Here is a 20,614-nt window from a genome sequence, read left to right on the forward strand (position 1 = left end):
GGCTCCGGAGATGGCTCCGGAGCCGGGCGCTTTACTGCGCGTTATTCGCTATTTTGCGTCCGGTGCGGTGACGCTGGCGGAGGCCTTCATGGTCTCGGCATTCACCATCCACGCATACTGTTCCAGCTTGGCGATGAATTCATGCAACAGGTCTGCGGTGGTGGGGTCTTCCTCATCCACTTCGTCGTGGACCTTGCGCATGGTCCCAACGGCGGCCTCAAGGGCGGCGACGATCCTCTCAATGGCATCCTTGGTGTTGATGAGGCCCGCCGGGAAAGTGGCCAGGCTGGTGCTCTTGGCCACCGTGGCGCTGCGGCCGTCCGGGAGGGCATGCAGGGCCCGCATCCTTTCGGCCATGTCATCGGCGAACTGGCGCGCGGCATCGACGATTTCGTCCAGCTGCAGGTGGAGGTCCCGGAAGTTGGTGCCAACGATGTTCCAGTGGGCCTGCTTGCCCTGGATGTGCAGTTCGATCAGGTCCGCGAGAACGGCCTGGAGGTTGTTGGTCAGGGTCGGTGAAGCTTTCATGAATCCTCCTCGATTGGTCCAGTGATCCTGACCGTATCAGCCGTGATGAGCCTACGGAGCAAAATTTCTCAGTGAGCTTACTATTCCGAACGAGGCGACATAAAAGAACGGGATTCATATAAGCCCTTGCGCGAAAGCCGGTTGCCGTCCATACTAAATGAACGTCATTCATTTAGTGACGGTCGTCTCACTGGAAGTAAGCACATGATTGAAATTTCCTGCCTCGACTCGCCCGACTCCTTGGCCCGGACAGCGCCGTCCGAACGCCCTGCCCTCCGGGTCGGCGTCGTGCAGCACCGCTGGCATGCGGACACTGCCGTCCTGCAGGCCGAACTCGACGAGGGCATCGGCCGTGCCGCCAGGCTCGGTGCCACTGTAGTATTCCTGCCCGAACTCACCCTTTCCCGCTACCCCGCGGACACCCGCCCGGAGAACGACGTTCCCCGGCCCGGAGTCGTACAGCCACCGGCGGACCGGCCCCGGCCCTCCGACACCGCGGAAGACCTGCTCACCGGACCTACCTTCCGCTTCGCCGCGGACTCAGCCCGCCGCCACGGTGTCTCCGTCCACGCCTCGTTGTACCAGAAGGCAGACAACCCGGACGGCAGCGATGACGGGCTGGGCCTGAACACCGCCATCCTGGTTTCCCCGGAAGGTGAACTGCTGGCCCGCACGCACAAGCTGCACATCCCGGTCACCGCCGGCTACTACGAAGACAAGTTCTTCCGCCAAGGGCCCGCAGCGGCCGATGCCTACGAGGTGCACGCGCCGGCGGAACTGGGCGGCGCCCGGCTGGGCATGCCCACCTGCTGGGACGAATGGTTCCCCGAGGTAGCCCGGCTGTACTCCCTCGGCGGCGCCGAAATCGTGGTCTACCCCACCGCGATCGGCTCGGAACCGGACCACCCCGACTTCGACACCCAGCCGCTGTGGCAGCAGGTCATCGTGGGCAACGGCATCGCCAACGGGCTCTTTATGATCGCCCCCAACCGCTGGGGCAGCGAGGGGACCCTGAACTTCTACGGTTCCTCGTTCATCTCCGATCCCTATGGCCGGATTCTGGCCCAAGCCCCGCGGGACGCCTCCGCAGTTCTGGTGGCAGACCTCGACCTGGACCAGAGGCGCGACTGGCTCACCCTTTTCCCCTTCCTGGCCACCCGCCGCCCCGACACCTACGGCCGCCTCACAGACCCCGTGCGGCGTGACCTGCCGCTCGGCGGCGAAGCAGCCGTAGTCGAAGGGGTGAGCGCATGAGTTACTGGCGCATGCCCGCCGAGACCGCTCCCCAGGAGCGGCTCTGGATGGCCTTCCCCACCGGAGGGTACACGCTGGGCGACACGGAGGAAGATGCCCACACTGCCCGGTCGACGTGGGCGGCGGTGGCCAATGCCGCCGTCGAGTTTGAACCGGTCACCATGGTGGTGGACCCCGACGACGTCGGCATCGCCGCCCGCTATCTCCACCCTGCCGTCGAGGTACTCGCGGCCCCGCTCAACGATGCGTGGATGCGGGACATCGGCCCCACCTTTGTGCTGGACCAGGACGGGCACCTTGGCGCCGTCGACTGGGTCTTTAATGGTTGGGGCGCCCAGGACTGGGCCCGTTGGGACAAGGACGCATTAGTCGCCGGCGAAATCTCCGGCCGCTCAGGCGCCCGCCACATTCTCTCCGCCCTGGTCAATGAGGGCGGCGGCATCCAGGTGGACGGCGAGGGAACCGTGCTGGTTACCGAAACAGTGCAGCTCGATCCGGGCCGCAATCCGGGACTCAGCCGTGCGGACGTCGAGGCGGAGCTCGCCCGGACCATCGGTGCAACCCACGCCATCTGGCTCCCCCGCGGACTGGCTCGGGACTCGGAGAGGTTCGGCACCCGCGGCCATGTGGACATCGTGGCAGCCATCCCCTCCCCCGGCACGCTCCTGGTACATTCCCAGCGGGACCCCCGCCACCCGGACTTCCAGGTAAGCCGGGACATCATCGAGCACCTCCGCACCACCCGGGACGCGGCCGGACGGGAATGGAACATCATCGAAGTCCCCGCACCGGAAACTCTGTGGGATGACGAGGGCTTTGTGGACTACAGCTACATCAACCACGTCGTGGTCAACGGCGGTGTCATCGCGTGTACGTTCGCGGACCCGAACGATGACAAGGCGCTGCAGATCCTGGCCGAGGTCTACCCCGGCCGGCGTGTGGTCGGCATCGACGCCCGGGAGCTCTTCGCCCGTGGCGGCGGCATTCATTGCATCACCCAACAGCAGCCTGCTGCCTCGTAGAAAGCGCTGGACAATGACGCAAACTATCCGCAAGAGCACCCCCGCCGGCCAGCCCGTTGGGGCTGACGCGCCGGGCACTGCACACGGCATTACGGCCAAGGGCCTCAAGGGCGGCCAGCTGGGCCTGCTGGCCGTTGTGGTCCTGGGCATCTCCACCATCGCCCCGGCGTACACGCTGACCAGTGCCCTGGGCCCGACGATCAACGAGGCCGGACTCCAGCTGCCCGTGATCTTCCTCATCGGGTTTATCCCCATGATCCTGGTGTCACTGGCCTACCGGGAGCTCAACGCCGACTCCCCGGACAGCGGCACCACGTTCACCTGGGTCACTAAAGCCTTCGGTCCGTGGGTTGGCTGGATGGGCGGCTGGGGACTGCTGGCGGCAAACATCATCGTGCTGTCCAACCTGGCCGCCGTGGCAGTGGACTTCTTCTACCTCTTCCTGTCACAGCTGACGGGCTCACCCGAGCTGGCGGACCTCGCCGCCAACAAGCCGCTGAACGTGCTGACCTGCTTCGTCTTCGTGGCCTTGGCGGTGTGGATCAGCTACCGCGGCATGCACACCACCAAGCTGGTGCAGTACGGCCTGGTGGGGTTCCAACTGCTGGTCCTGGGGTTGTTCGTGGCCATGGCCTTCGCTAACTGGTCCACCTCTGAAACAGCCATCCCGTTTAGCTGGGAATGGTTTGACGTCACCAGGATCGAGACGTTCGGCCAAATCGCGGCCGGCATCTCGCTGTCCATCTTTGTGTACTGGGGCTGGGATGTATGCCTGACCGTGAACGAGGAAACCACCAACGGCAAGAAGACGGCTGGACTGGCAGGGACCCTCACCGCCGTCATCGTCCTGGGCATCTACCTGATGATCAGCATCTCCACCATGATGTTCGCCGGGATCGGCGATACCGGCAACGGGCTCAGCAACCCCGATAACCAGGAGAATATCTTTATCGCCCTGGCTTCCCCCATCATGGGACCATTCGCCATCCTGATGTCCCTCGCCGTGCTCTCCAGTTCCGCGGCGTCGCTGCAGTCCACGTTCATGTCACCTTCACGCAGCCTGCTCGCCATGGCCCACTACGGCGCGCTTCCCAAGCCGCTCAGTCGCCTGAGCAAACGCTTCTCGACGCCGCGCACCGCCATCATTGCCGCCGGCGTCCTGTCTGCCGGCTTCTACGCGGTGATGCATGTGATCAGCGAGAACGTCCTGAACGACACCATCCTGGCGCTCGGCCTGATGATCTGCTTCTACTACGGCCTCACCGCGATCGCTTGCGCCTGGTACTTCCGGAACAGCGTTTTCAGCAGCGTCCGCAACTTCGTACTGCGGCTCCTGTGCCCGGTACTGGGCGGCGTCGGCTTGTTTGTGGTCTTCCTGCAAACGGCCGTGGACAGTTGGGCTCCGGAATTCGGCAGCGGGTCAGAGGTCTTCGGCGTGGGGCTGGTGTTTGTCCTGGGTATCGGGATCCTGGCGCTCGGTGCAGTGTTCATGGTGATCATGGCCCGCCTTCGCCCCGGGTTCTTCCGCGGTGAGACCATCCGACGCGACACCCCCGCACTGGTGGTGCCCGAGTAGGCGCCACGCACTGGCTGGCCTCCGCGGTTGCCCGACCGCGAGCGCACAGAACGGCACCCTGGCCCGGATTTCCGGAACAGGGTGCCGTTCTTGGGTTTACTGTGCTTATCTCAACGCCGGTTCGCCATTGAACCGATGGTCACCAGAAGTGCGCTACGTCCACCACAAGCCGTGATCCGGAGCCCGGTCCGTCCAGGGTAAATACCCGGAATGGGAGCCGTGCGCGGACGCCAAGGCCCATGGTTGTGTAGCCTTCAAAGCTGCCTGCCCAAGCTACCTGCCGGAAGGTCTGGTAGCCCGCCACGTTGGTCAGTTCGGCCTGGTTGGCCGGGCTGTACGTAGCGGTGCCGGTTTCGACGTCGTAGGACGGCGCGGTCACGGTGACGCTGAGGAACGCCTGCCCCCGCAGGGGAACCAGGTGTCCGGAGCCGTCCTGTGCCACGTAGTCTACGTAGCGGACGTTGTAGCCGGCCACAGGGCCGTTGAGATCAACCACCATCCGGTCGAAGCAGTAATGCTGCCCCGTCCGCACGTTGGTTACTGATGCGGCACTCATCGCTGGATTGCTCTTTTCCAGCGATCCCCAAACAAGTCCGCAATAGGACGTGGTTGCCGAGGCGGGCCCCGGAGCCAGGAAACCCAATCCGACAGCCATCAAAATGACTGCGAGCCACGTATGAATCTTTTTCATTGTGGGCCACCTTTCGAGTGATTGGATAGCTCAAGCGTAGGAGCCTCAAAAGCCCTTAAGAAGGGTTGTATCCGCTTCGGCACGGAACCGTTAAAAGCGCCGGATTCCGGTCACGCGGGCGTAATCATGGGGGCTCTGCGGGGGCAAAAGAAACCCTATTAACACCGTTTCTGGACACTAGCGTTATGCATCATAACGACGCCGGCACGCGGCTTTGCGAGGTTCCGAGCCGGAGGGCAGAAAGGCGCCGTCCACAAGCGTGGACGGCGCCTTTCACATGGGCGTGGGGCAGCTAGCCTTCGCAGTCCCGGCAGTACTTCATACCGTTCTTTTCGCGGGCGACCTGGGATCGGTGGCGGACCAGGAAGCAGGACGAGCAGGTGAATTCATCAGACTGTTCGGGAACAACAATGACGGTCAGCTCTTCGTTGGAGAGATCGGCTCCCGGAAGGTCGATGCCTTCGGCGGTGTCGTTCTCGTCGACGTCGATAACCGCGGTCTGGGCGGCACCTGAACGGGAGGCCTGGAGGGCTTCCAGCGACTCGGCGGGAGACTCTTCTTCTTGCTTACGTGGAGCGTCGTAATCGGTAGCCATAGCGGGTTCACTTTCGTTGCTGCGCAGCGCCATTTCAGGCACCTCAGTGAAGCAGTTTAGGTCATTATGCCGTGACTTGGAGAATAGTGTGCCGAACCAGACATATTGCTACCGTTTGTTGGATTTCGAAGCCTCAGCAGCGTGCGCGGCCCTGGCGTGGTCGCTTGCAACAGCGATGCCGCTAAGTGCCGGGAGCCAGCCCCAGCGAGTGGCGTCAGCCATCGCATCTGCCGCTTGGTCAACCGAATCGCAGAGGAACACATCGGCGAGCCATGAACTGGCGGAAGCAAGCAACGGAGGAGTCATGAACCGAACGTACGGGCTGAATGTTGTGGGCTCATTTCGTAGCCGTCTCGCGGCTGTTAAGCCCTGACACCTTTGTGTAGCGGCCTGGTTTGTGGCGGCCCGCGCGAGTCAGTCCTACGCTGAAAATGCAAGCATTCTCCCTTGCGAACCGAGGAGGCACCACCATGGCAGTCAAACTCAACCGCAAAGCCCTGACGCATGCCCGTGAACTCGTCAGGGACGGGAAGGTGGAACGCGATGTCCGCGATGACTGGAGTGAGCACGCGCCGTCGGCCGACGACGAAAACGCCTTTATCGACAAGCATGGCTTTGACGACTTCGCCCAATGGCACCTGGGACGCGACGACGAAAAGTCGGACGAAACCAAAGGCAGCGTGAGCTTTCCGTTCGGCGATTTCAAGAAGGTGCACCGCTGCGCCGTGATCTCGCTGGAGAGCCGGGCCGCCCAATACGGGCATGACGACATCAAGGACGCCGCAAAGAAGCTTCTGGAGCTGATCGATTCGGAGTAAACGTTTCAGCCCGGGGGCGTCCTTGGGCTGTTCGACTGTTCCTTGGATATATCCCGGATATCACATCTCGTGGTCTGATATATTAGTCATGACTTGAATCCGCAGAGGATCGATCGTCAACTCGATGAGGAGTGGAACAGTATGCAGCAACTTGCGCACCGGCTCGAACGCCTGGGCACCGAAACCGCCTTCAGCGTCGCCCAAGCCGCGGCAACCTGGAAGGCGAAGGGGAACCTCGTGTACCCCTTCCATCTCGGCGATATCAACATTCCGACAGCCCCGCACATCGTCGAAGCGATGAATCGGGCCATCGCCGACGGCTATACGGGCTATTGTCCCGGCCCCGGCATCCCGCAGTTGCGCGAGGCCCTCGCCGACGATCTCGGGGCCCGGCGAGGCATCACATTCTCCCCCGACAACGTCGTCGTGATGACCGGCGGCAAGCCCGTCATCACCAAGTTCCTGCAGGCTGTGATGAACCCCGGCCAGGAAGTGCTCTATCCCAACCCGGGCTTCCCGATCTACGAGTCCCAGATCGAGTACCTTGGTGGCACGGCCGTACCGTACCGCTACTTGCCCACGAGCCAGGGCTTCGCGATCGACCTCGACCAGGTGCGGGCATCTATCACCCCGAATACTGTCGCAATCATCTACAACGACCTTCAGAACCCCATCTCCGCCGAGTCGACGGCGGCTGAGCGTGAGGCAATCGCACAGCTCGCGCAGGAGCACGACCTCTGGGTGCTCTCCGATGAGGCGTACTTCGAGACGCGCTATGAGGGTGTCTCAAGCTCGATCGCGTCGCTTCCCGGAATGGCGGAGCGTACCGTGATCCTCTACACGTTCAGCAAGAAGTTCGCCATGACCGGGTCCCGCCTGGGGTGCGCCGTCGCCCCGATCGAGATCGCCAGGATTCTCAGCACACTCAATACCAACGATGAGTCGTGCACCACGCACTACGTGCAATGGGCAGGCATCGAAGCGCTCCGTGGCACCCAGGAACCCGTTCAGCAGATGCTCGACATCCTGCGCGAGCGCCGGGATGCCGCATGCGAACTCGTGAACGACATCTCCGGCGTGCACGTCGCCGTGCCGCAGTCGACGTTCTACCTTTTCCCCGACGTCACTGATGCCATGGAACGCATGGGTTACACGGCAGTCGGCGATTTCGCCTCGGCAGCGCTGCAGGAAACCGGCGTCTCATTCTGCACCCGCGAGCACTTCGGCCGCCGCCAACCAGGCGAGGACCGGCAGTACATCCGGCTCGCCTACTCGGGCATCGACGTCGCTGATATCCGCGATGGCCTCGGCCGCCTGCGCAAGTGGATCGAGACGGCATGAGCCGGGTCGTCGTCACGGGACGGGTACCCGAAACCGCACTTGAGAAGCTCCGCGCCGAGCATGAAGTCGATGCCTGGCCGGGTCCGGAGTCGATTGGCCGCGAGGAGCTGCTGCGCCGGGTAGCCGGGGCCGATGCCGTGGTAAGCCTGCTCACCGAACGCATCGACGCAGAACTGCTCGACGCCGCCGGCCCGCAGCTCAAAGTGGTCGCGAACGTCGCCGTCGGCTATGACAACATCGACGTGCCGGCCTGCACCGAACGGGGCATCGTCGCCACCAACACACCCGGCGTGCTCACGGAGGCCACCGCCGACATCGCGCTCGGCCTCATCCTCTCTGCGACCCGCCGTCTCGGCGAGGGGGAACGGCTCATCCGCTCCGGCCAGGAGTGGAAGTGGGGCATGTTCTTCCTGCTCGGCAGCAGCCTGCAGGGCAAGACCCTTGGCATCGTCGGCATGGGCGGCATCGGCCAGGCGACCGCACGCCGGGCAAGGGCCTTCGGCATGGACATCGTCTACCAGTCACGCAGTGAAATCGACCCCACGGTCGCAACCGAACTGGACGCCCGGAGGGTCGAGCTCGACGAGCTGCTGGCCATCTCCGACATCGTCTCGCTGCACTGCCCCTACGGGCCTGCCACGCACCATCTGATCGGCGCGGAACAACTCGCCGCGATGAAGGCCTCGGCGTACCTCGTCAACACCGCGCGCGGACCGATCGTTGACGAAGCGGCGCTCGCATCGGCGCTTCGCGAGGGGCAGATTGCGGGCGCGGGGCTCGACGTTTTTGAGAAGGAGCCCAGCGTGCACCCCGGATTGCTGGAGCTCGAGAACGTGGTGCTCGTGCCGCACCTCGGCTCCGCCACTGTCGAGACGCGCACCGCCATGGCGATGCTCGCAGCAGAGAACGTGCTCGCCGTGCTCAACGACGAACGACCGCCCGCACCGCTAAATTAGCGGAAGTCGGGCGCTCGCGTGCCAGCCGAGTGAATAAAGTACGAGCCCCGTCCGGAAGGACGGGGCTCGTACTCGTTCCTGGTCGGGACTCGCCAGTCCCTCTCCAATGTGTGGTGCCCAATTTCGCGACATAAAAAACCCCTCTGTTCGGGACGAAATCGCCGGAACGGAGGGGTTACTGGAGCCTCCTGTCGGATTCGAACCGACGACCCCCGCTTTACAAGAGCGGTGCTCTGGCCAACTGAGCTAAGGAGGCATGCCCTCGCGGGCTGCGCCTGAACGGCGCTAGATAAGGTTAGCCCAAGTCCGCCCGCTGGTAAAAACGCTGGAACCGGACAAGGGTCAATGGAAAAGCCCGGCCCCGGAAGCATCCCGGGACCGGGCCTCGGTCATACAGCCTTGGGTGGGTTATGCCTTCGCGTCGATGGCAGCCTGCAGGAAGTCGGGGAACTGGGTCTGGGCGCTTTCTCCCTTGCCCCACTGCTTGCCGTCTACGAATACCGTGGGCGTACCGGTAACGCCGATGGCCGCAGCTTCCTTGGTGGTGAACTTAACGTACGGCCGGTAGGTCTTGTCATTGACGCAACTGTCGATGTTGACACCCATATCAGAGGCCATGGACTTGAGCTTGTCATCGGAGAGTCCAGCGCCGCCTTCGGCAGGCTGGTTAGCGAACAGGGCGTCCACAAACTCCGCGTACTTCTCGGGAGACTGGTTGACTACGCACGCAGCGGCGTTGGCTGCCCGCGAGGAGTAGTTCGTGGTGGACCGGTTGTCCAGGAAGCCGAGCGCGCGGTATTCCACCGTAATCTTGCCTTCGTTGCGCAGGGCAGTCAGCTGCTCGTTGTACTGGGCTTCGAAGTTCTTGCAGACGGGGCAGATGAAGTCGACATAGAGGACAACCTTCACCGGCTTGCCGGCCTCAGCCTCGGCACCGGGGGCGATCACTTCCGCCGGAGCCGTCTCCGGAGGGCTCCCTACAGATGCAGCATCCACAGTGGACGCATCCAGCTTGGCCACTTCGGTGTTGGCCAGCAACGTGATGCCGCCGTGCACGTTGCCATTTGCCGGCGTTGGTCCTTGGTCGGCGATCGGGGCGTTTTGCCGCATGGTGGTGGTTACGACGAGTGCCACTACCGCCAGGATGGCAACCACTGCCACCACAATGCCCCAGCCGATCAGCAGCTTGTTTCGCTTGTCCTTCTTAAGCTGCGCCTCACGGATCAGGCGCGCCTTCTCGCGCGCCTCCGCGGTTCGCTCAGCCTTGGACTTACGTACTTCATTTGCGGGGCTCATGTGTTCCTTGGGTCGATCGACGTGGGGGGACCACTCAGTGGCAACTCCATCATTTTAGGGGAGAAACCTGAGAGCTTGCGCTTTCAACTATTCCTCCCCTTGACCAACGGACGAATAGCACGGAAGATTCCGCCCCGTTAGGGTGGGTTTAGAGGCACAAGCAACCCCAGGGGGCCGCAATGCAAACACCTGTCCAGGAAAAACCTATCGCCGCGACTGACTCCGGCCCCGCCGGAGACGTCCATGGCGAGAGCACAAAATACGATTTCATGGTGGTGTCCAACAGGCTGCCAGTAGACCGTTGCAATGCCGGCGAGAGCGGCGACGACGGCTCCGGATGGAGGCGCTCGCCCGGCGGTCTCGTAACTGCCCTTGCCCCGATGATGACAAAGACCGACGGCGCGTGGGTGGGTTGGCATGGCGCCCCGGATGAAACGGTCAAACCGTTCAGCCACGGCGGGATGGATCTCGTCCCGGTCCAGCTCAGCACCGACGACGTCGAGCTGTATTACGAAGGCTTCTCCAACGCCACGCTGTGGCCCCTGTACCACGACGTGATCGCACCCCCGGAGTTCCACCGGACCTGGTGGGACGCCTACCGCAGGGTCAACAGAAGGTTCGCGGACGCCATTGTACGCCATGCCGACCACGGCGCCACCGTGTGGATCCAGGACTACCAGCTGCAGCTGGTTCCCCGGATGCTGCGCGAAGCGCGGCCCGACCTTCGGATCGGGTTCTTCAACCACATCCCGTTCCCGCCCCCGGAGATCTTCGCCCAGCTGCCGTGGCGGCAGGCCATCATCGACGGCCTCATGGGTGCGGACCTGGTCGGATTCCAGCGCCCCAGTGATGCCGGCAACTTCATGCGCTCCGCGAGGCGGTTCCTGGGCGCCAGCGTCAAGCAGCAGCAGGTGCACGTGAAGGGCCACGACGGCGAAATCACGCACATCGCCCGGGCCCAGGCCTTCCCCATCTCCATCGACGTTGCGCAGATCACCGAACTGGCCAACAAACCGGAGATCATCGAGCGCGCGCGCCAGATTCGCCAGGACCTGGGCAACCCCAAAACCATCCTCCTGGGCGTGGACCGACTGGACTACACCAAGGGCATCCGCCACCGGCTCAAGGCCTTCGAAGAGCTCCTGAACGAAGAAAAGCTGACCGTCGGAGACGCCACCCTCATCCAGGTGGCCAGCCCAAGCCGGGAGCGGGTGGAGCAGTACCGGCTCCTGCGCGAGGAGATCGAGGGCACCGTGGGCCACATCAACGGAACCTACGACACCATCCAGAACACAGCCGTGCGCTACCTGCACCACAGCTATCCGGTGGAGGAAATGGTGGCGCTCTACCTTGCCGCCGACGTCATGCTGGTCACTGCCCTGCGGGACGGCATGAACCTCGTGGCCAAGGAATACGTGACGGCCCGCACGCAGAACGACGGCGCCCTGGTCCTCAGCGAGTTCGCCGGCGCGGCGGACCAGCTGAAGCAGGCGCTCCTGATGAATCCGCACGACATCGACGGCCTGAAGGACACCATCATGCGGGCCGTTAACATGTCACCCAAGGACTCCGCCCGCCGGATGCGGTCCATGCGCAAGCAGATCCTGGAACACGATGTGGACCACTGGTCCGCGGACTTCCTCCAGGCGCTCAACGAAAAGGTGGTCCGAGATGACTCGTGATGCCCGCCCCGCCAAGGGCCCACTGACGCTCTCCCCGGAACTTCGCGACGCCCTCCGGCGCATCGCGCAGACCGAACACTTGCTGGTGGCCATGGACTTTGACGGCACCATCTCGCCGATTGTGGACCACGCCGGCGACGCCCGCCCGCTTCCGCGCTCCGCCGCGGCGTTTGCCGGGCTCGCCGCCCTGCCGCGTACGACGACGGCACTCATCTCCGGGCGCGCCCTCGCCAGCCTGCGCGCGGTGGCTTCTCCCCCGGTGGACACCCTCCTGATCGGCAGCCACGGCGCCGAAGCCTGGCTTGGCCCCGGTTCCACGGAGCTGACCCTGGACGAGGACCAGCGCGCGCTGCTCGCGGAAGTGCGTGGCATCCTGGAGGAGATCGTGGAACAGGCACCCGGCACCCTCCTTGAGGACAAACCTGCCGGCGTTGTCCTCCACACCCGGCTGGCCACCCCGGATGTTGCGGAGGACGCCGTGTCGGCCGCGCGTGCCGTGCTGCAGGACCGCCACGGCGTGTTCCTCAAGACCGGGAAGCAGGTGCTGGAAACCTCCGTCGTTAATGCCTCCAAGGGTGAGGGCGTGACCTTCCTGCGGCAGATCACCGGGGCTACTGCCGTCCTGTTCGCGGGAGATGACACCACGGACGAGGACGCCTTGGCCCGGCTGGAATCAGGCGACGTTGGCGTGAAAGTCGGGCTGGACTTCACGCAGGCACAGTTCAGGGTGGAAGCCCCCGTGCACGTCGCGGAACTGCTGGAAACCCTGTTGCAGGAGCGCAGCCTGGCGGTGGCTGAAGAGGAACCCGAGAACTTCAGTGGACGTGGCCAGTAGCGAACCTCACGTGTGACGTCCGTAACATTTAGTCCAATTCGGGTTTGATCTGACATACTCTTGCTTGTGATGTGGCGCACAAGAACCGTGCGGCGTCACTCGATACTCCTCGGCCTCGGCCGGGGAGTACGCGGCTGAAAACCGTGAACAACTGAACAAACATGAACCATTCACAACGGATCGTCCGGCACGTACCTGCCGGTGAAGGGATTGATAACTGTGGCTACAGTTACTTTTGATAACGCTACGCGTCTGTACCCGGGCACAGAAAAGCCCGCCGTCGATAAGCTCAACATCGACATCGCCGATGGCGAATTCCTGGTCCTCGTTGGACCCTCCGGTTGCGGTAAGTCCACCTCCCTGCGCATGCTCGCAGGCCTTGAGGACGTCAACGCCGGCCGTATCCTCATTGGCGACCGCGATGTCACCGACGTTCCGCCGAAGGACCGCGACATCGCCATGGTTTTCCAGAACTACGCGCTGTACCCGCACATGACGGTTGCAGACAACATGGGCTTCGCGCTGAAGATTGCCGGCGTCAGCAAGGAAGAGCGCGCCGAGCGTGTCCGCGAAGCAGCAAAGCTTCTTGACCTCGAGCCGTACCTGGACCGCAAGCCGAAGGCACTCTCCGGCGGTCAGCGCCAGCGTGTTGCCATGGGCCGTGCCATTGTGCGTAACCCGCAGGTCTTCCTCATGGATGAGCCGCTTTCCAACCTGGACGCCAAGCTCCGTGTCCAGACCCGTACGCAGATCGCGTCCCTGACCCGGCGCCTGGGCGTCACCACCGTCTACGTGACCCACGACCAGGTCGAGGCCATGACCATGGGTGACCGCGTAGCTGTGCTGAAGGACGGCCTGCTCATGCAGGTTGACACCCCGCGCAACCTTTACGACAAGCCCAAGAACGTCTTCGTTGCCGGCTTCATCGGCTCCCCCGCGATGAACCTGCTGGAACTGCCCGTCGTCGACGGCGGCGTCCAGTTCGGCGGAACGGTTTACCCCGTGCCGCGCGATGTCCTCGAAGAAGCCCACGGCAGCACCGTCACGCTGGGCTCCCGCCCGGAAGACCTCGAGACCGCACCGCAGGGTGAAGGCCTCAAGGTCGAGGTTGACGTTGTTGAAGAGCTCGGCGCCGACGCTTACGTCTATGGCCACACCACGCTCGACGGCAAGGACCACGACATCGTGGCACGCGTCGACGGTCGCCGTCCTCCGATGAAGGGCGAGGCCATCTACGTTCGTCCGCAGTCCGGCCACGTGCACCTGTTCGACACCAAGACCGGCCTGCGCCTGGGCGACTAATCCCCACCGGCACCTCGCCGGGGTGGGCCCATCCACCAGCTCGCTAACCAACCGACGGCGGCCCTCCTTTCTGGACGGGCCGCCGTCGGCGTTAAGTCCAATGTTTAGGCCCGCCGCCCTATGTACGGAAGAATTGACCCCATGACCGAGGAAAACAGCGCCCAGTGGCACGACGAACCCACCGACTACGCGCAGATCGGTAAACTGCCACGGTTTGAGGCCGCCAGCGCCAATGACGACAAACTCTCCGCGGTCTCCAGCTCGTTGAACATCACGGCGGCCGCCGCAGATCCGGAGCTCCTGGACCTCCCGTGGCACATCGCCCTTGAGGACTGGCCTGCCGAAAACCTGGCCGCCCTCCCCCGCGGCATCTCCCGGCACATCGTGCGCTTCGCCCATCTGGGCGGCTCTGTCATCGCCATCAAGGAAACATCCGAACATGTGGCCCGCCACGAGTACCACATGCTGCGGAAACTCGCACGGCTGGACGTGCCCTGCGTTGAACCCGTAGCCGTGATCACGGGCCGGACCACGCTGGACGGCCGGCCCCTGAATCCGGTGCTCGTCACCCGCCACCTGAAGTTCTCGATGCCGTACCGCGCGCTGTTCTCCCAGATGCTGCGCAAGGACACCCTCACCCGCCTCATTGACGCCCAGGCCCTCCTGATGGTCCGTCTTCACCTCATCGGCTTCTACTGGGGCGACGTCTCGCTCTCTAACACCCTGTTCCGCCGTGACGCTGGCGCCTTCGCGGCCTACCTCGTGGACGCGGAGACCGGCGAGCTGTATCCGGACCTGTCCACCGGGCAGCGAGAATACGACCTCGAAATCGCCCGGGTCAACATCGCAGGTGAGCTGATGGACCTCCTGGACGGCGGCCTGATCGAGGAGAAGGTGGATCCCGTTGCCACCAGCGAACTCATTATGGACAGCTACCGGCGCCTCTGGACCGAGCTGACAGAAAAGGAATCCTTCGAACTCGGCGAACGCTGGCGGGTGGGCGCCCGCATCCGCCGACTCAACGAGCTGGGTTTCGACGTCGAAGAATATGCCATCAAAACCACCCAGAACGGTTCCACGATCCAGTTGCAGCCCAAGGTGGTGGACGCTGGGCACCATATGCGCCGGCTGCTGCGCCTGACCGGATTGGATGCCCAGGAGAACCAGGCACGGCGACTGCTCAACGACATGGACTCGTTCCGGGCGGACAACAACCCGGAGATGGACGAGGAATACAGCGCTCACCTCTGGGTCAGCCAGGTCTTCGAGCCCATCGTCCGGTCCATACCGCGGGACCTTTCCCGCAAGCTTGAGCCCGCCGAAGCGGTCCACGAAGTGCTGGAGCACCGCTGGTATATGTCAGAGAAGCAGGAACGGCACATTCCCCTGGCGGAAGCGGTGCAGTCCTACATCGACTCCATCCTTCGGCACCGCCGGGATGAGGCAGCCATCATGCTGAACCCGGACACCGAGATGCTGAAGATCCTCGAAGTCGAAACTGAGGAGTCCAGGTACGGCGCCGACGAAAGCATCGACGAATACCCGGACGTCGACGACTGACCATCTTCCCTTGCGTGGCAGCACGGGTGTGTTAATACACCCACGGGCAGCGGGTTTAGATGGCCTTGCCCGGATTCAGGATGCCTGCCGGGTCAAAGAGCTCTTTAATCCGGCGCTGCAGCTCCCGGACCGGCTCCGGTTGCTCCAGTCCCAGCCAGCGCAACTTGTATTGTCCGATGCCGTGTTCGCCGGTGATAGTGCCACCCATGTCCAGTGCTGCGTCGATGGAATCATCCAAGGCAAGGTTCAGGCGTTCCATGGCGCCCTCATCCACCGCATTGTCCAGGCGGTCCACCCAGAACGTCGGGTGCAGGTTGCCGTCACCGGCGTGTGCCACCACCTTGAGGCTGACCTCGTGAGCAGCAGCGATGCCCTCCAGCACCGCCACGTAATCCACCAGGCGTGAGCGGGGAACGGCAACGTCCTCCCCCACCCGGTATTCGTCGTCGACCTCCACACCGCGGCTGTTGCGGCGCAACTCCACCAACTGCTCGGCCTCGGCAGTGGATTCAGTGGTGACCAAGGCTCCGCCGTCCGCCAGCACCCTGCGGACAACTTCTGCCTCCGCCGCGGCACCGAAACCATCGGTCTGGATGAGCAGCAAGGAGCGTCCGCGCGCGCTGAGGTCCGAGCCGTGGATGCTGTCCAGCTGGGCCAGCGTACCGCCGTCGAGCAGTTCCATGATGGCCGGCTGGACACGGGCCCTGCCCACGGCCAGGACGCCGGCGGCGGCCAGCCTGAAGTCCGGATAGAACGCCGCGATGGTGTGCACATCCCGCGGCAGGTATTTCAGCCGGACGGTAATGCCAACCACGATGCCCAGCGTTCCCTCGGAGCCCACGAAGAGTCCGGTGAGGTCGTACCCGGCAACACCTTTGAACGTTTGGTGCCCGGTGTGGATCAGGGATCCGTCTGCGAGTACCACGTCCAGTGCCAGGACAGAGTCCCGCGTGACCCCATACTTCGCACACCGCAGGCCACCGGCGTTGGTGGCAACGTTGCCACCGATCGTGGACGTGCGGAAGCTCGCCGGATCAGGCGCGTACATCAGGCCGTGGACGGCAGCCGCTTCGTTCAAGACTGCGTTAATGACGCCGGGTTCGACGACGGCGGTCTCGTCGTCAGGGTTAAGGTCCAGGATGCGGTCCATCCGTTCCAGGGACAAAACAACCGAATTCCTGCTGGCGTGGGCGCCTCCGGAAACCCCGGTCCCCGCGCCGCGGGCCACCAGCGCGATCCCCCTGCTGGCGCAAAAGCGCACGGCCGCCTGGACATCCTCGACTGACTCGGCGAACACCACCGCCAATGGCAAGTGGAAGTCCACCACCGGCGCCTGATCCACCGCGTACCGGGCGAGTGTGACCTCGTCGGCATCGACCTGACCCGGCCCAAGGACACTTTCGAGTTCCGTTACGATGCTGCCCACGCAGCCTCCAGTTTCGTCGTCGCTGTTTTCCTCCAGTCTAGGGCTGGCCTGCTGGCGACCTGACCAGCAATGATGCTTATCAAGCCAACTGCAAACGCTTCCAGACAAGGTCGAGTGCAAGCCCTAAACCCGTAAGTAGGCTTGTGTTCATATAGATGGAAGCGTTTCCATTTGTTGCGTTGCCCGGATATGCTTTTCCGCATGTCTGTTGATTCCGTGATCACCGCCACCGCACCACTGGCCGGTCCGCTGACCCTCATCCACGACGCCGACAAAGCCCCGGGCTGGTGGCGCTCAGCGGTCATTTACCAGGTGTACCCCCGGTCCTTCCGCGACCTCAACGGGGACGGCATCGGCGACATCGCCGGTATCACGGCGGAGCTGCCGCAACTTGCTGAGCTTGATGTGGACGCTGTCTGGCTGTCCCCGTTCTACCGGTCTCCCCAGCGGGACGCCGGGTATGACGTCAGCGACTACTGCGACGTGGACCCGATCTTCGGCACGTTGGGCGATTTTGACATCATGATGTCCGAGGCCAACCGCCTGGGCCTGCGGGTCATCGTTGACCTGGTCCCCAATCACTGCTCGGACCAGCACACGGCTTTCCAGGCCGCATTGGCCGCACCGGCCGGAAGCCCCGAGCGCGACATGTTCATTTTCCGCGACGGCAGCGGCCATGAAGGGCAAGAGCCTCCCAATAACTGGCAGTCCCACTTCGGCGGACCGGCGTGGACACGCGTCATTGGCCCTGATGGCCGCCCGGAGCAGTGGTACCTGCACCTCTTCGATTCATCACAGCCTGACTTCAACTGGGACAACCCTGCCGTCCATAAGGAGTTTGAACGGGTTCTCCGCTTCTGGCTGGACCGCGGTGTGTCCGGCTTCCGCGTGGACGTGGCGCACGCGCTGGTCAAAGCGCCAGGCCTTCCGGAATGGGGCGGGCGGGCCGACGGCGGCAGCTCGGATGGCTTCCCCGGCCACGAGGCTCCCATGTTTGGTCAGCCGGCCATCCATGACATCTACCGCACTTGGCGCCGGATCCTGGACGAATACGGTCCGGACAGGATTCTTTGCGCCGAAGCAAGCGTTGACCTCCACCGCCTCGCGGATTGGGTCCGGCCCGATGAAATGCACCAGGCCTTCAACTTCCCGTACCTGCACGCTGGCTTGGACGTGTACCGGCTGCGGGGCGTCATCACGGACTCGCTGACAGTCCTGGACTCCGTGGGTGCCCCCAGCACCTGGGTGCTTTCCAACCACGACGTAGTGCGGCACGCCAGCCGCTTTGGTTACAACGGCTTCGGCCCCCGCGACGGTGACGGCATCGGTCCCGCGGACCCGCAGCCCGACACCGCCCTGGGCCGAAGGCGTGCTGCCGCGGCTTCGCTCTTTATGCTTGGCCTTCCCGGCGCGGCTTACCTCTACCAGGGTGAAGAGCTCGGATTGCCGGATGGGATCGACATCCCTGAAGGCATGCGGCAGGATCCCACTTTCGCGAGGACCGGTGGGGAACGGCTGGGTCGCGATGGGTGCAGGGTTCCCCTTCCTTGGAAGGCTGCTGAACTCCACTTGGGCTTTGGCTCCGGGGAACAGCCGTGGCTCCCGCTGCCGGCCGCGTTTAACGAGCTGGCGCGGGACGTCCAGGCCGCATCGCCGTCGTCGCACCTGAACCTGTACCGCCGCACCCTGGCGCTGCGGCGGGAACTGGGCCTGGGCCGTGGTTCCCTGGCGTGGGCTGAGGAATGGTGCACCGGTTCGTCCCTCGCTTATGTCAACGGCACTACGCTGGTGCTTATGAACCTTAACCACGAGCCACTGGAAATGCCGGCAGGCAACGTCCTTCTCCGCAGTGCCGATCCGGACTCCGGCCACTTCCTGGCCTCCGGTGAAACCGTCTGGCTGCAGTTGGTGCACGGCGACACGGAGTAGTACCTATGGCAGGCATCAAAGACGTTGCCGACCGCGCCGGCCTGTCCATTGCCACAGTGTCCCGGGCACTGAGCGGGAAGGCGAACGTCTCGGCTAAGAGCCGCAAACTAGCAAAGGCAGCTGCCGAGGAACTTGGCTTTGTCCCGTCATACCATGCGTCGAGCCTGGCATCGGGACGCAACCACAATGTTGGCCTCGTTCTGCCGTCCGTGCACCGCTGGTACTTCTCATCCGTGCTGGAGGGAGTCTCCGAGACTCTGCTGGACGCCGGCTATGACCTCACGCTGTACAACGTGGGCGACCAGCCGGCGCGGCGCCAGAGCGTCCTGAAGGACTTCTTGCTCCGGAAGCGGCTCGACGCAGTGATCGCCGTAGCGTTGGTACTCACCGACGACGAGATCCAGCAGCTCCTGGCCGTCCATCGCCCCATTGTGGGCATCGGCGGAGCGCTGGCAGGAGCCTCTACACTTCGAATCAATGATTCCGGCCTCTCCCGCCTGGCGACCAACCATCTGATCCAGCTGGGCCACACACGCATCGCCCACCTGACCGGTGATCCCGCCTTGAATCAGGAGTTCAAGCTGCCTGGAATCCGCCAGGCCGGATTTGTGGCTGCCATGAAGGATGCCGGCTTGCCCGTCCGGCCGGAATGGCAGATCTCAGCGGACTTCACCATCCAGGGCGCCTACGCGAGTGCACGAAAGCTGCTGGGACTGGGGACGGAACGGCCGACGGCGGTCTTCGCGGCCTCGGACGAGATGGCCATAGGCACTATCCTCGCTGCCCGGGACTTCGGCCTGCGGGTTCCAGAGGACCTGTCCGTCATAGGCATGGACGGCCACGAACTGGGGGTCGTCTTTGGCCTAACCACCATCGACCAGGACGCCCGCGGCCAAGGTGCCCTCGCAGCCCGGCTGCTGCTCGAGACGCTCGACGCCGGGATCCCCGGTGATGGCCGCGAAGCCCGCTCGGCCGCTCCTCCCACTGCAACCGACCGGGAGTACCCCACGGAGCTGATCATCCGCACGAGTACGGCCGTACCGCCCTCGGCGCTATCCTAGTTTGCCTTCATCCGGAGTGCCGCCCATAAAGCGCACATAGCGCTCAAGCACTACGGGCCAACCTGCGGCGTACTCAGCACGCGCACGTGCCGGATCCTCAGCGCCTTCCCAGCCGTCGTGGACGAGGCGGACCTCGGTGCCCTCAGGAACGGCCCTGAAGGCGACACGCAGCTCTGTGGACCACAATGCCGTGGTCCCGGGGTGCCAGGTCGCATGGAAAGACAGCGGCGGCTGCCAGTCGTCGATCGTCCCCCATATAGAAGTCCTGCCGTCGTCAGCCGTTTCCAGGATCAGGTTCTCTTCGAATTCCACGTACGACCCAGCCCCATAGACGCCATGGGATTCCAGAGGCCACCAAAGGTGCGTGTGGTCGGTAAAGCCGGCAAAGGCCTGGGCAACATGGCAGGGGACAGTCACAGTGAGGATGAGGGGGTCCAGAGCGTCCGGAGCGTCGGCAGGATCCGGGGCGGGGCCGGCATGGCTGAAGAGGTTATCCATGGACAGCAACTTTACCCGCGCCCCATCAATCACCCCCAGGACCGCAGCCGTGGGGAATCTTCGGCTGTGCCTGCTAGGTTCCGGCGGGGGTGGGTGTGTGTTAAATGGGTCAGGCCCCGACGTGTTTGTCGGGGCCTGAGCCTAATGTGTGTCCGGCGGTGACCTACTCTCCCACACCCTCCCGGGTGCAGTACCATCGGCGCTGTGGGTCTTAGCTTCCGGGTTCGGAATGGGACCGGGCGTT

The 20,614-nt window shown here is 63.8% G+C and carries 19 protein-coding genes, 1 tRNA gene and 1 rRNA gene; 12 read left to right on the forward strand and 9 right to left on the reverse strand.

Annotation, left to right across the window (positions count from 1 at the left end; translation table 11 throughout):
- Positions 1-48 precede the first annotated feature (48 nt).
- Positions 49-528 (reverse strand): DNA starvation/stationary phase protection protein, encoded by a 480-nt coding sequence (locus tag ACFC25_RS22225; protein WP_337346311.1) that lies wholly within the window; start codon positions 526-528, stop codon positions 49-51.
- Positions 529-732: 204 nt separating this feature from the next.
- Between ACFC25_RS22225 and ACFC25_RS22230 the strand changes: the two genes are divergently transcribed.
- From ACFC25_RS22230 to ACFC25_RS22240, 3 genes are read left to right on the forward strand one after another with little or no spacing between them, the layout of a single operon-like run.
- Positions 733-1,782 (forward strand): nitrilase-related carbon-nitrogen hydrolase, encoded by a 1,050-nt coding sequence (locus ACFC25_RS22230; protein WP_376049177.1) that lies wholly within the window; start codon positions 733-735, stop codon positions 1,780-1,782.
- On the forward strand, positions 1,779-2,804 hold the full coding sequence (locus ACFC25_RS22235; RefSeq protein ID WP_376049180.1) for an agmatine/peptidylarginine deiminase: 1,026 nt from the start codon (positions 1,779-1,781) through the stop codon (positions 2,802-2,804). The genes ACFC25_RS22230 and ACFC25_RS22235 overlap by 4 nt, the downstream gene beginning before the upstream one ends.
- 13 nt (positions 2,805-2,817) lie before the next feature.
- A complete protein-coding gene (locus ACFC25_RS22240) occupies positions 2,818-4,380 on the forward strand; it encodes an APC family permease (RefSeq protein WP_337350403.1) in 1,563 nt (520 codons plus the stop codon).
- A gap of 139 nt (positions 4,381-4,519) precedes the next feature.
- On the opposite strand, the gene ACFC25_RS22245 is transcribed toward ACFC25_RS22240, so the two are convergent.
- The 3 genes from ACFC25_RS22245 to ACFC25_RS22255 form a co-directional block, all read right to left on the reverse strand.
- Entirely contained in the window at positions 4,520-5,071 is a 552-nt protein-coding gene (locus tag ACFC25_RS22245; protein WP_337346307.1) for a hypothetical protein, read from the reverse strand.
- Between the two features lie 292 nt (positions 5,072-5,363).
- A complete protein-coding gene (locus tag ACFC25_RS22250; protein ID WP_337346533.1) occupies positions 5,364-5,666 on the reverse strand; it encodes a DUF4193 domain-containing protein in 303 nt (100 codons plus the stop codon).
- Between the two features lie 108 nt (positions 5,667-5,774).
- Entirely contained in the window at positions 5,775-5,972 is a 198-nt protein-coding gene (locus ACFC25_RS22255) for a hypothetical protein (protein ID WP_337350404.1), read from the reverse strand.
- 164 nt (positions 5,973-6,136) lie between these two features.
- On the opposite strand from ACFC25_RS22255, the gene ACFC25_RS22260 reads away from it, so the two are divergent.
- The 3 genes from ACFC25_RS22260 (at position 6,137) to ACFC25_RS22270 (ending at position 8,781) form a co-directional block, all read left to right on the forward strand.
- Entirely contained in the window at positions 6,137-6,484 is a 348-nt protein-coding gene (locus tag ACFC25_RS22260; RefSeq protein WP_376049184.1) for a hypothetical protein, read from the forward strand.
- Between the two features lie 141 nt (positions 6,485-6,625).
- Complete coding sequence (locus ACFC25_RS22265; protein WP_376049187.1) at positions 6,626-7,825, forward strand: pyridoxal phosphate-dependent aminotransferase; 1,200 nt, start codon at positions 6,626-6,628, stop codon at positions 7,823-7,825.
- A complete protein-coding gene (locus ACFC25_RS22270; protein ID WP_376049189.1) occupies positions 7,822-8,781 on the forward strand; it encodes a 2-hydroxyacid dehydrogenase in 960 nt (319 codons plus the stop codon). Before ACFC25_RS22265 ends, ACFC25_RS22270 begins: the two co-directional genes overlap by 4 nt.
- Positions 8,782-8,960: 179 nt before the next feature.
- On the opposite strand, the gene ACFC25_RS22275 is transcribed toward ACFC25_RS22270, so the two are convergent.
- Positions 8,961-9,037, reverse strand: a tRNA-Thr gene (locus ACFC25_RS22275).
- A gap of 152 nt (positions 9,038-9,189) precedes the next feature.
- Positions 9,190-10,077, reverse strand: coding sequence for a thioredoxin domain-containing protein (locus ACFC25_RS22280; RefSeq protein WP_337350407.1), 888 nt, complete (start codon positions 10,075-10,077; stop codon positions 9,190-9,192).
- Between the two features lie 179 nt (positions 10,078-10,256).
- Between ACFC25_RS22280 and otsA the strand changes: the two genes are divergently transcribed.
- From otsA to ACFC25_RS22300, 4 genes are all read left to right on the forward strand, one after another.
- A complete protein-coding gene (gene otsA / locus ACFC25_RS22285; protein WP_376049192.1) occupies positions 10,257-11,759 on the forward strand; it encodes an alpha,alpha-trehalose-phosphate synthase (UDP-forming) in 1,503 nt (500 codons plus the stop codon).
- Positions 11,749-12,594 carry a trehalose-phosphatase gene (gene otsB, locus ACFC25_RS22290; protein ID WP_337346300.1) on the forward strand — a complete coding sequence of 282 codons (846 nt, stop codon included), beginning with the start codon at positions 11,749-11,751 and terminating at the stop codon, positions 12,592-12,594. Before otsA ends, otsB begins: the two co-directional genes overlap by 11 nt.
- 219 nt (positions 12,595-12,813) lie before the next feature.
- Complete coding sequence (locus tag ACFC25_RS22295; protein WP_337346299.1) at positions 12,814-13,896, forward strand: sn-glycerol-3-phosphate ABC transporter ATP-binding protein UgpC; 1,083 nt, start codon at positions 12,814-12,816, stop codon at positions 13,894-13,896.
- Positions 13,897-14,037: 141 nt separating this feature from the next.
- Entirely contained in the window at positions 14,038-15,456 is a 1,419-nt protein-coding gene (locus ACFC25_RS22300) for a DUF4032 domain-containing protein (RefSeq protein ID WP_337346298.1), read from the forward strand.
- Between the two features lie 55 nt (positions 15,457-15,511).
- Here the strand turns inward: ACFC25_RS22300 and ACFC25_RS22305 are convergent, their stop codons facing one another.
- A complete protein-coding gene (locus ACFC25_RS22305; RefSeq protein WP_376049197.1) occupies positions 15,512-16,882 on the reverse strand; it encodes an FAD-binding oxidoreductase in 1,371 nt (456 codons plus the stop codon).
- 201 nt (positions 16,883-17,083) lie between these two features.
- On the opposite strand from ACFC25_RS22305, the gene ACFC25_RS22310 reads away from it, so the two are divergent.
- Positions 17,084-18,811, forward strand: a complete 1,728-nt coding sequence (locus ACFC25_RS22310) for a glycoside hydrolase family 13 protein (protein WP_376049200.1) — start codon at positions 17,084-17,086, stop codon at positions 18,809-18,811.
- 5 nt (positions 18,812-18,816) lie between these two features.
- Positions 18,817-19,872, forward strand: coding sequence for a LacI family DNA-binding transcriptional regulator (locus ACFC25_RS22315; protein ID WP_376049203.1), 1,056 nt, complete (start codon positions 18,817-18,819; stop codon positions 19,870-19,872).
- On the opposite strand, the gene ACFC25_RS22320 is transcribed toward ACFC25_RS22315, so the two are convergent.
- Positions 19,864-20,370, reverse strand: a complete 507-nt coding sequence (locus ACFC25_RS22320; RefSeq protein WP_376049206.1) for an SRPBCC domain-containing protein — start codon at positions 20,368-20,370, stop codon at positions 19,864-19,866. The genes ACFC25_RS22315 and ACFC25_RS22320 overlap by 9 nt on opposite strands.
- Before the next feature lie 150 nt (positions 20,371-20,520).
- Positions 20,521-20,614, reverse strand: a 5S ribosomal RNA gene (gene rrf, locus ACFC25_RS22325); the annotation flags it as partial.

This window comes from Pseudarthrobacter sp. NPDC055928, from assembly GCF_042270935.1.
In the GTDB taxonomy this organism is placed as follows: Bacteria; Actinomycetota; Actinomycetes; order Actinomycetales; family Micrococcaceae; genus Arthrobacter.

Excerpts from the sequence above, each read along its gene's own strand:
- ACFC25_RS22225 (WP_337346311.1), bottom strand. The coding sequence starts at position 528 with ATGAAAGCTTCACCGACCCTGACCAACAACCTCCAGGCCGTTCTCGCG.
- ACFC25_RS22230 (WP_376049177.1), top strand. The coding sequence starts at position 733 with ATGATTGAAATTTCCTGCCTCGACTCGCCCGACTCCTTGGCCCGGACA.
- ACFC25_RS22235 (WP_376049180.1), top strand. The coding sequence starts at position 1,779 with ATGAGTTACTGGCGCATGCCCGCCGAGACCGCTCCCCAGGAGCGGCTC.
- ACFC25_RS22240 (WP_337350403.1), top strand. The coding sequence starts at position 2,818 with ATGACGCAAACTATCCGCAAGAGCACCCCCGCCGGCCAGCCCGTTGGG.
- ACFC25_RS22245 (WP_337346307.1), bottom strand. The coding sequence starts at position 5,071 with ATGAAAAAGATTCATACGTGGCTCGCAGTCATTTTGATGGCTGTCGGA.
- ACFC25_RS22250 (WP_337346533.1), bottom strand. The coding sequence starts at position 5,666 with ATGGCTACCGATTACGACGCTCCACGTAAGCAAGAAGAAGAGTCTCCC.
- ACFC25_RS22255 (WP_337350404.1), bottom strand. The coding sequence starts at position 5,972 with ATGACTCCTCCGTTGCTTGCTTCCGCCAGTTCATGGCTCGCCGATGTG.
- ACFC25_RS22260 (WP_376049184.1), top strand. The coding sequence starts at position 6,137 with ATGGCAGTCAAACTCAACCGCAAAGCCCTGACGCATGCCCGTGAACTC.
- ACFC25_RS22265 (WP_376049187.1), top strand. The coding sequence starts at position 6,626 with ATGCAGCAACTTGCGCACCGGCTCGAACGCCTGGGCACCGAAACCGCC.
- ACFC25_RS22270 (WP_376049189.1), top strand. The coding sequence starts at position 7,822 with ATGAGCCGGGTCGTCGTCACGGGACGGGTACCCGAAACCGCACTTGAG.
- ACFC25_RS22280 (WP_337350407.1), bottom strand. The coding sequence starts at position 10,077 with ATGAGCCCCGCAAATGAAGTACGTAAGTCCAAGGCTGAGCGAACCGCG.
- otsA (WP_376049192.1), top strand. The coding sequence starts at position 10,257 with ATGCAAACACCTGTCCAGGAAAAACCTATCGCCGCGACTGACTCCGGC.
- otsB (WP_337346300.1), top strand. The coding sequence starts at position 11,749 with ATGACTCGTGATGCCCGCCCCGCCAAGGGCCCACTGACGCTCTCCCCG.
- ACFC25_RS22300 (WP_337346298.1), top strand. The coding sequence starts at position 14,038 with ATGACCGAGGAAAACAGCGCCCAGTGGCACGACGAACCCACCGACTAC.
- ACFC25_RS22310 (WP_376049200.1), top strand. The coding sequence starts at position 17,084 with ATGTCTGTTGATTCCGTGATCACCGCCACCGCACCACTGGCCGGTCCG.
- ACFC25_RS22315 (WP_376049203.1), top strand. The coding sequence starts at position 18,817 with ATGGCAGGCATCAAAGACGTTGCCGACCGCGCCGGCCTGTCCATTGCC.
- ACFC25_RS22320 (WP_376049206.1), bottom strand. The coding sequence starts at position 20,370 with ATGGATAACCTCTTCAGCCATGCCGGCCCCGCCCCGGATCCTGCCGAC.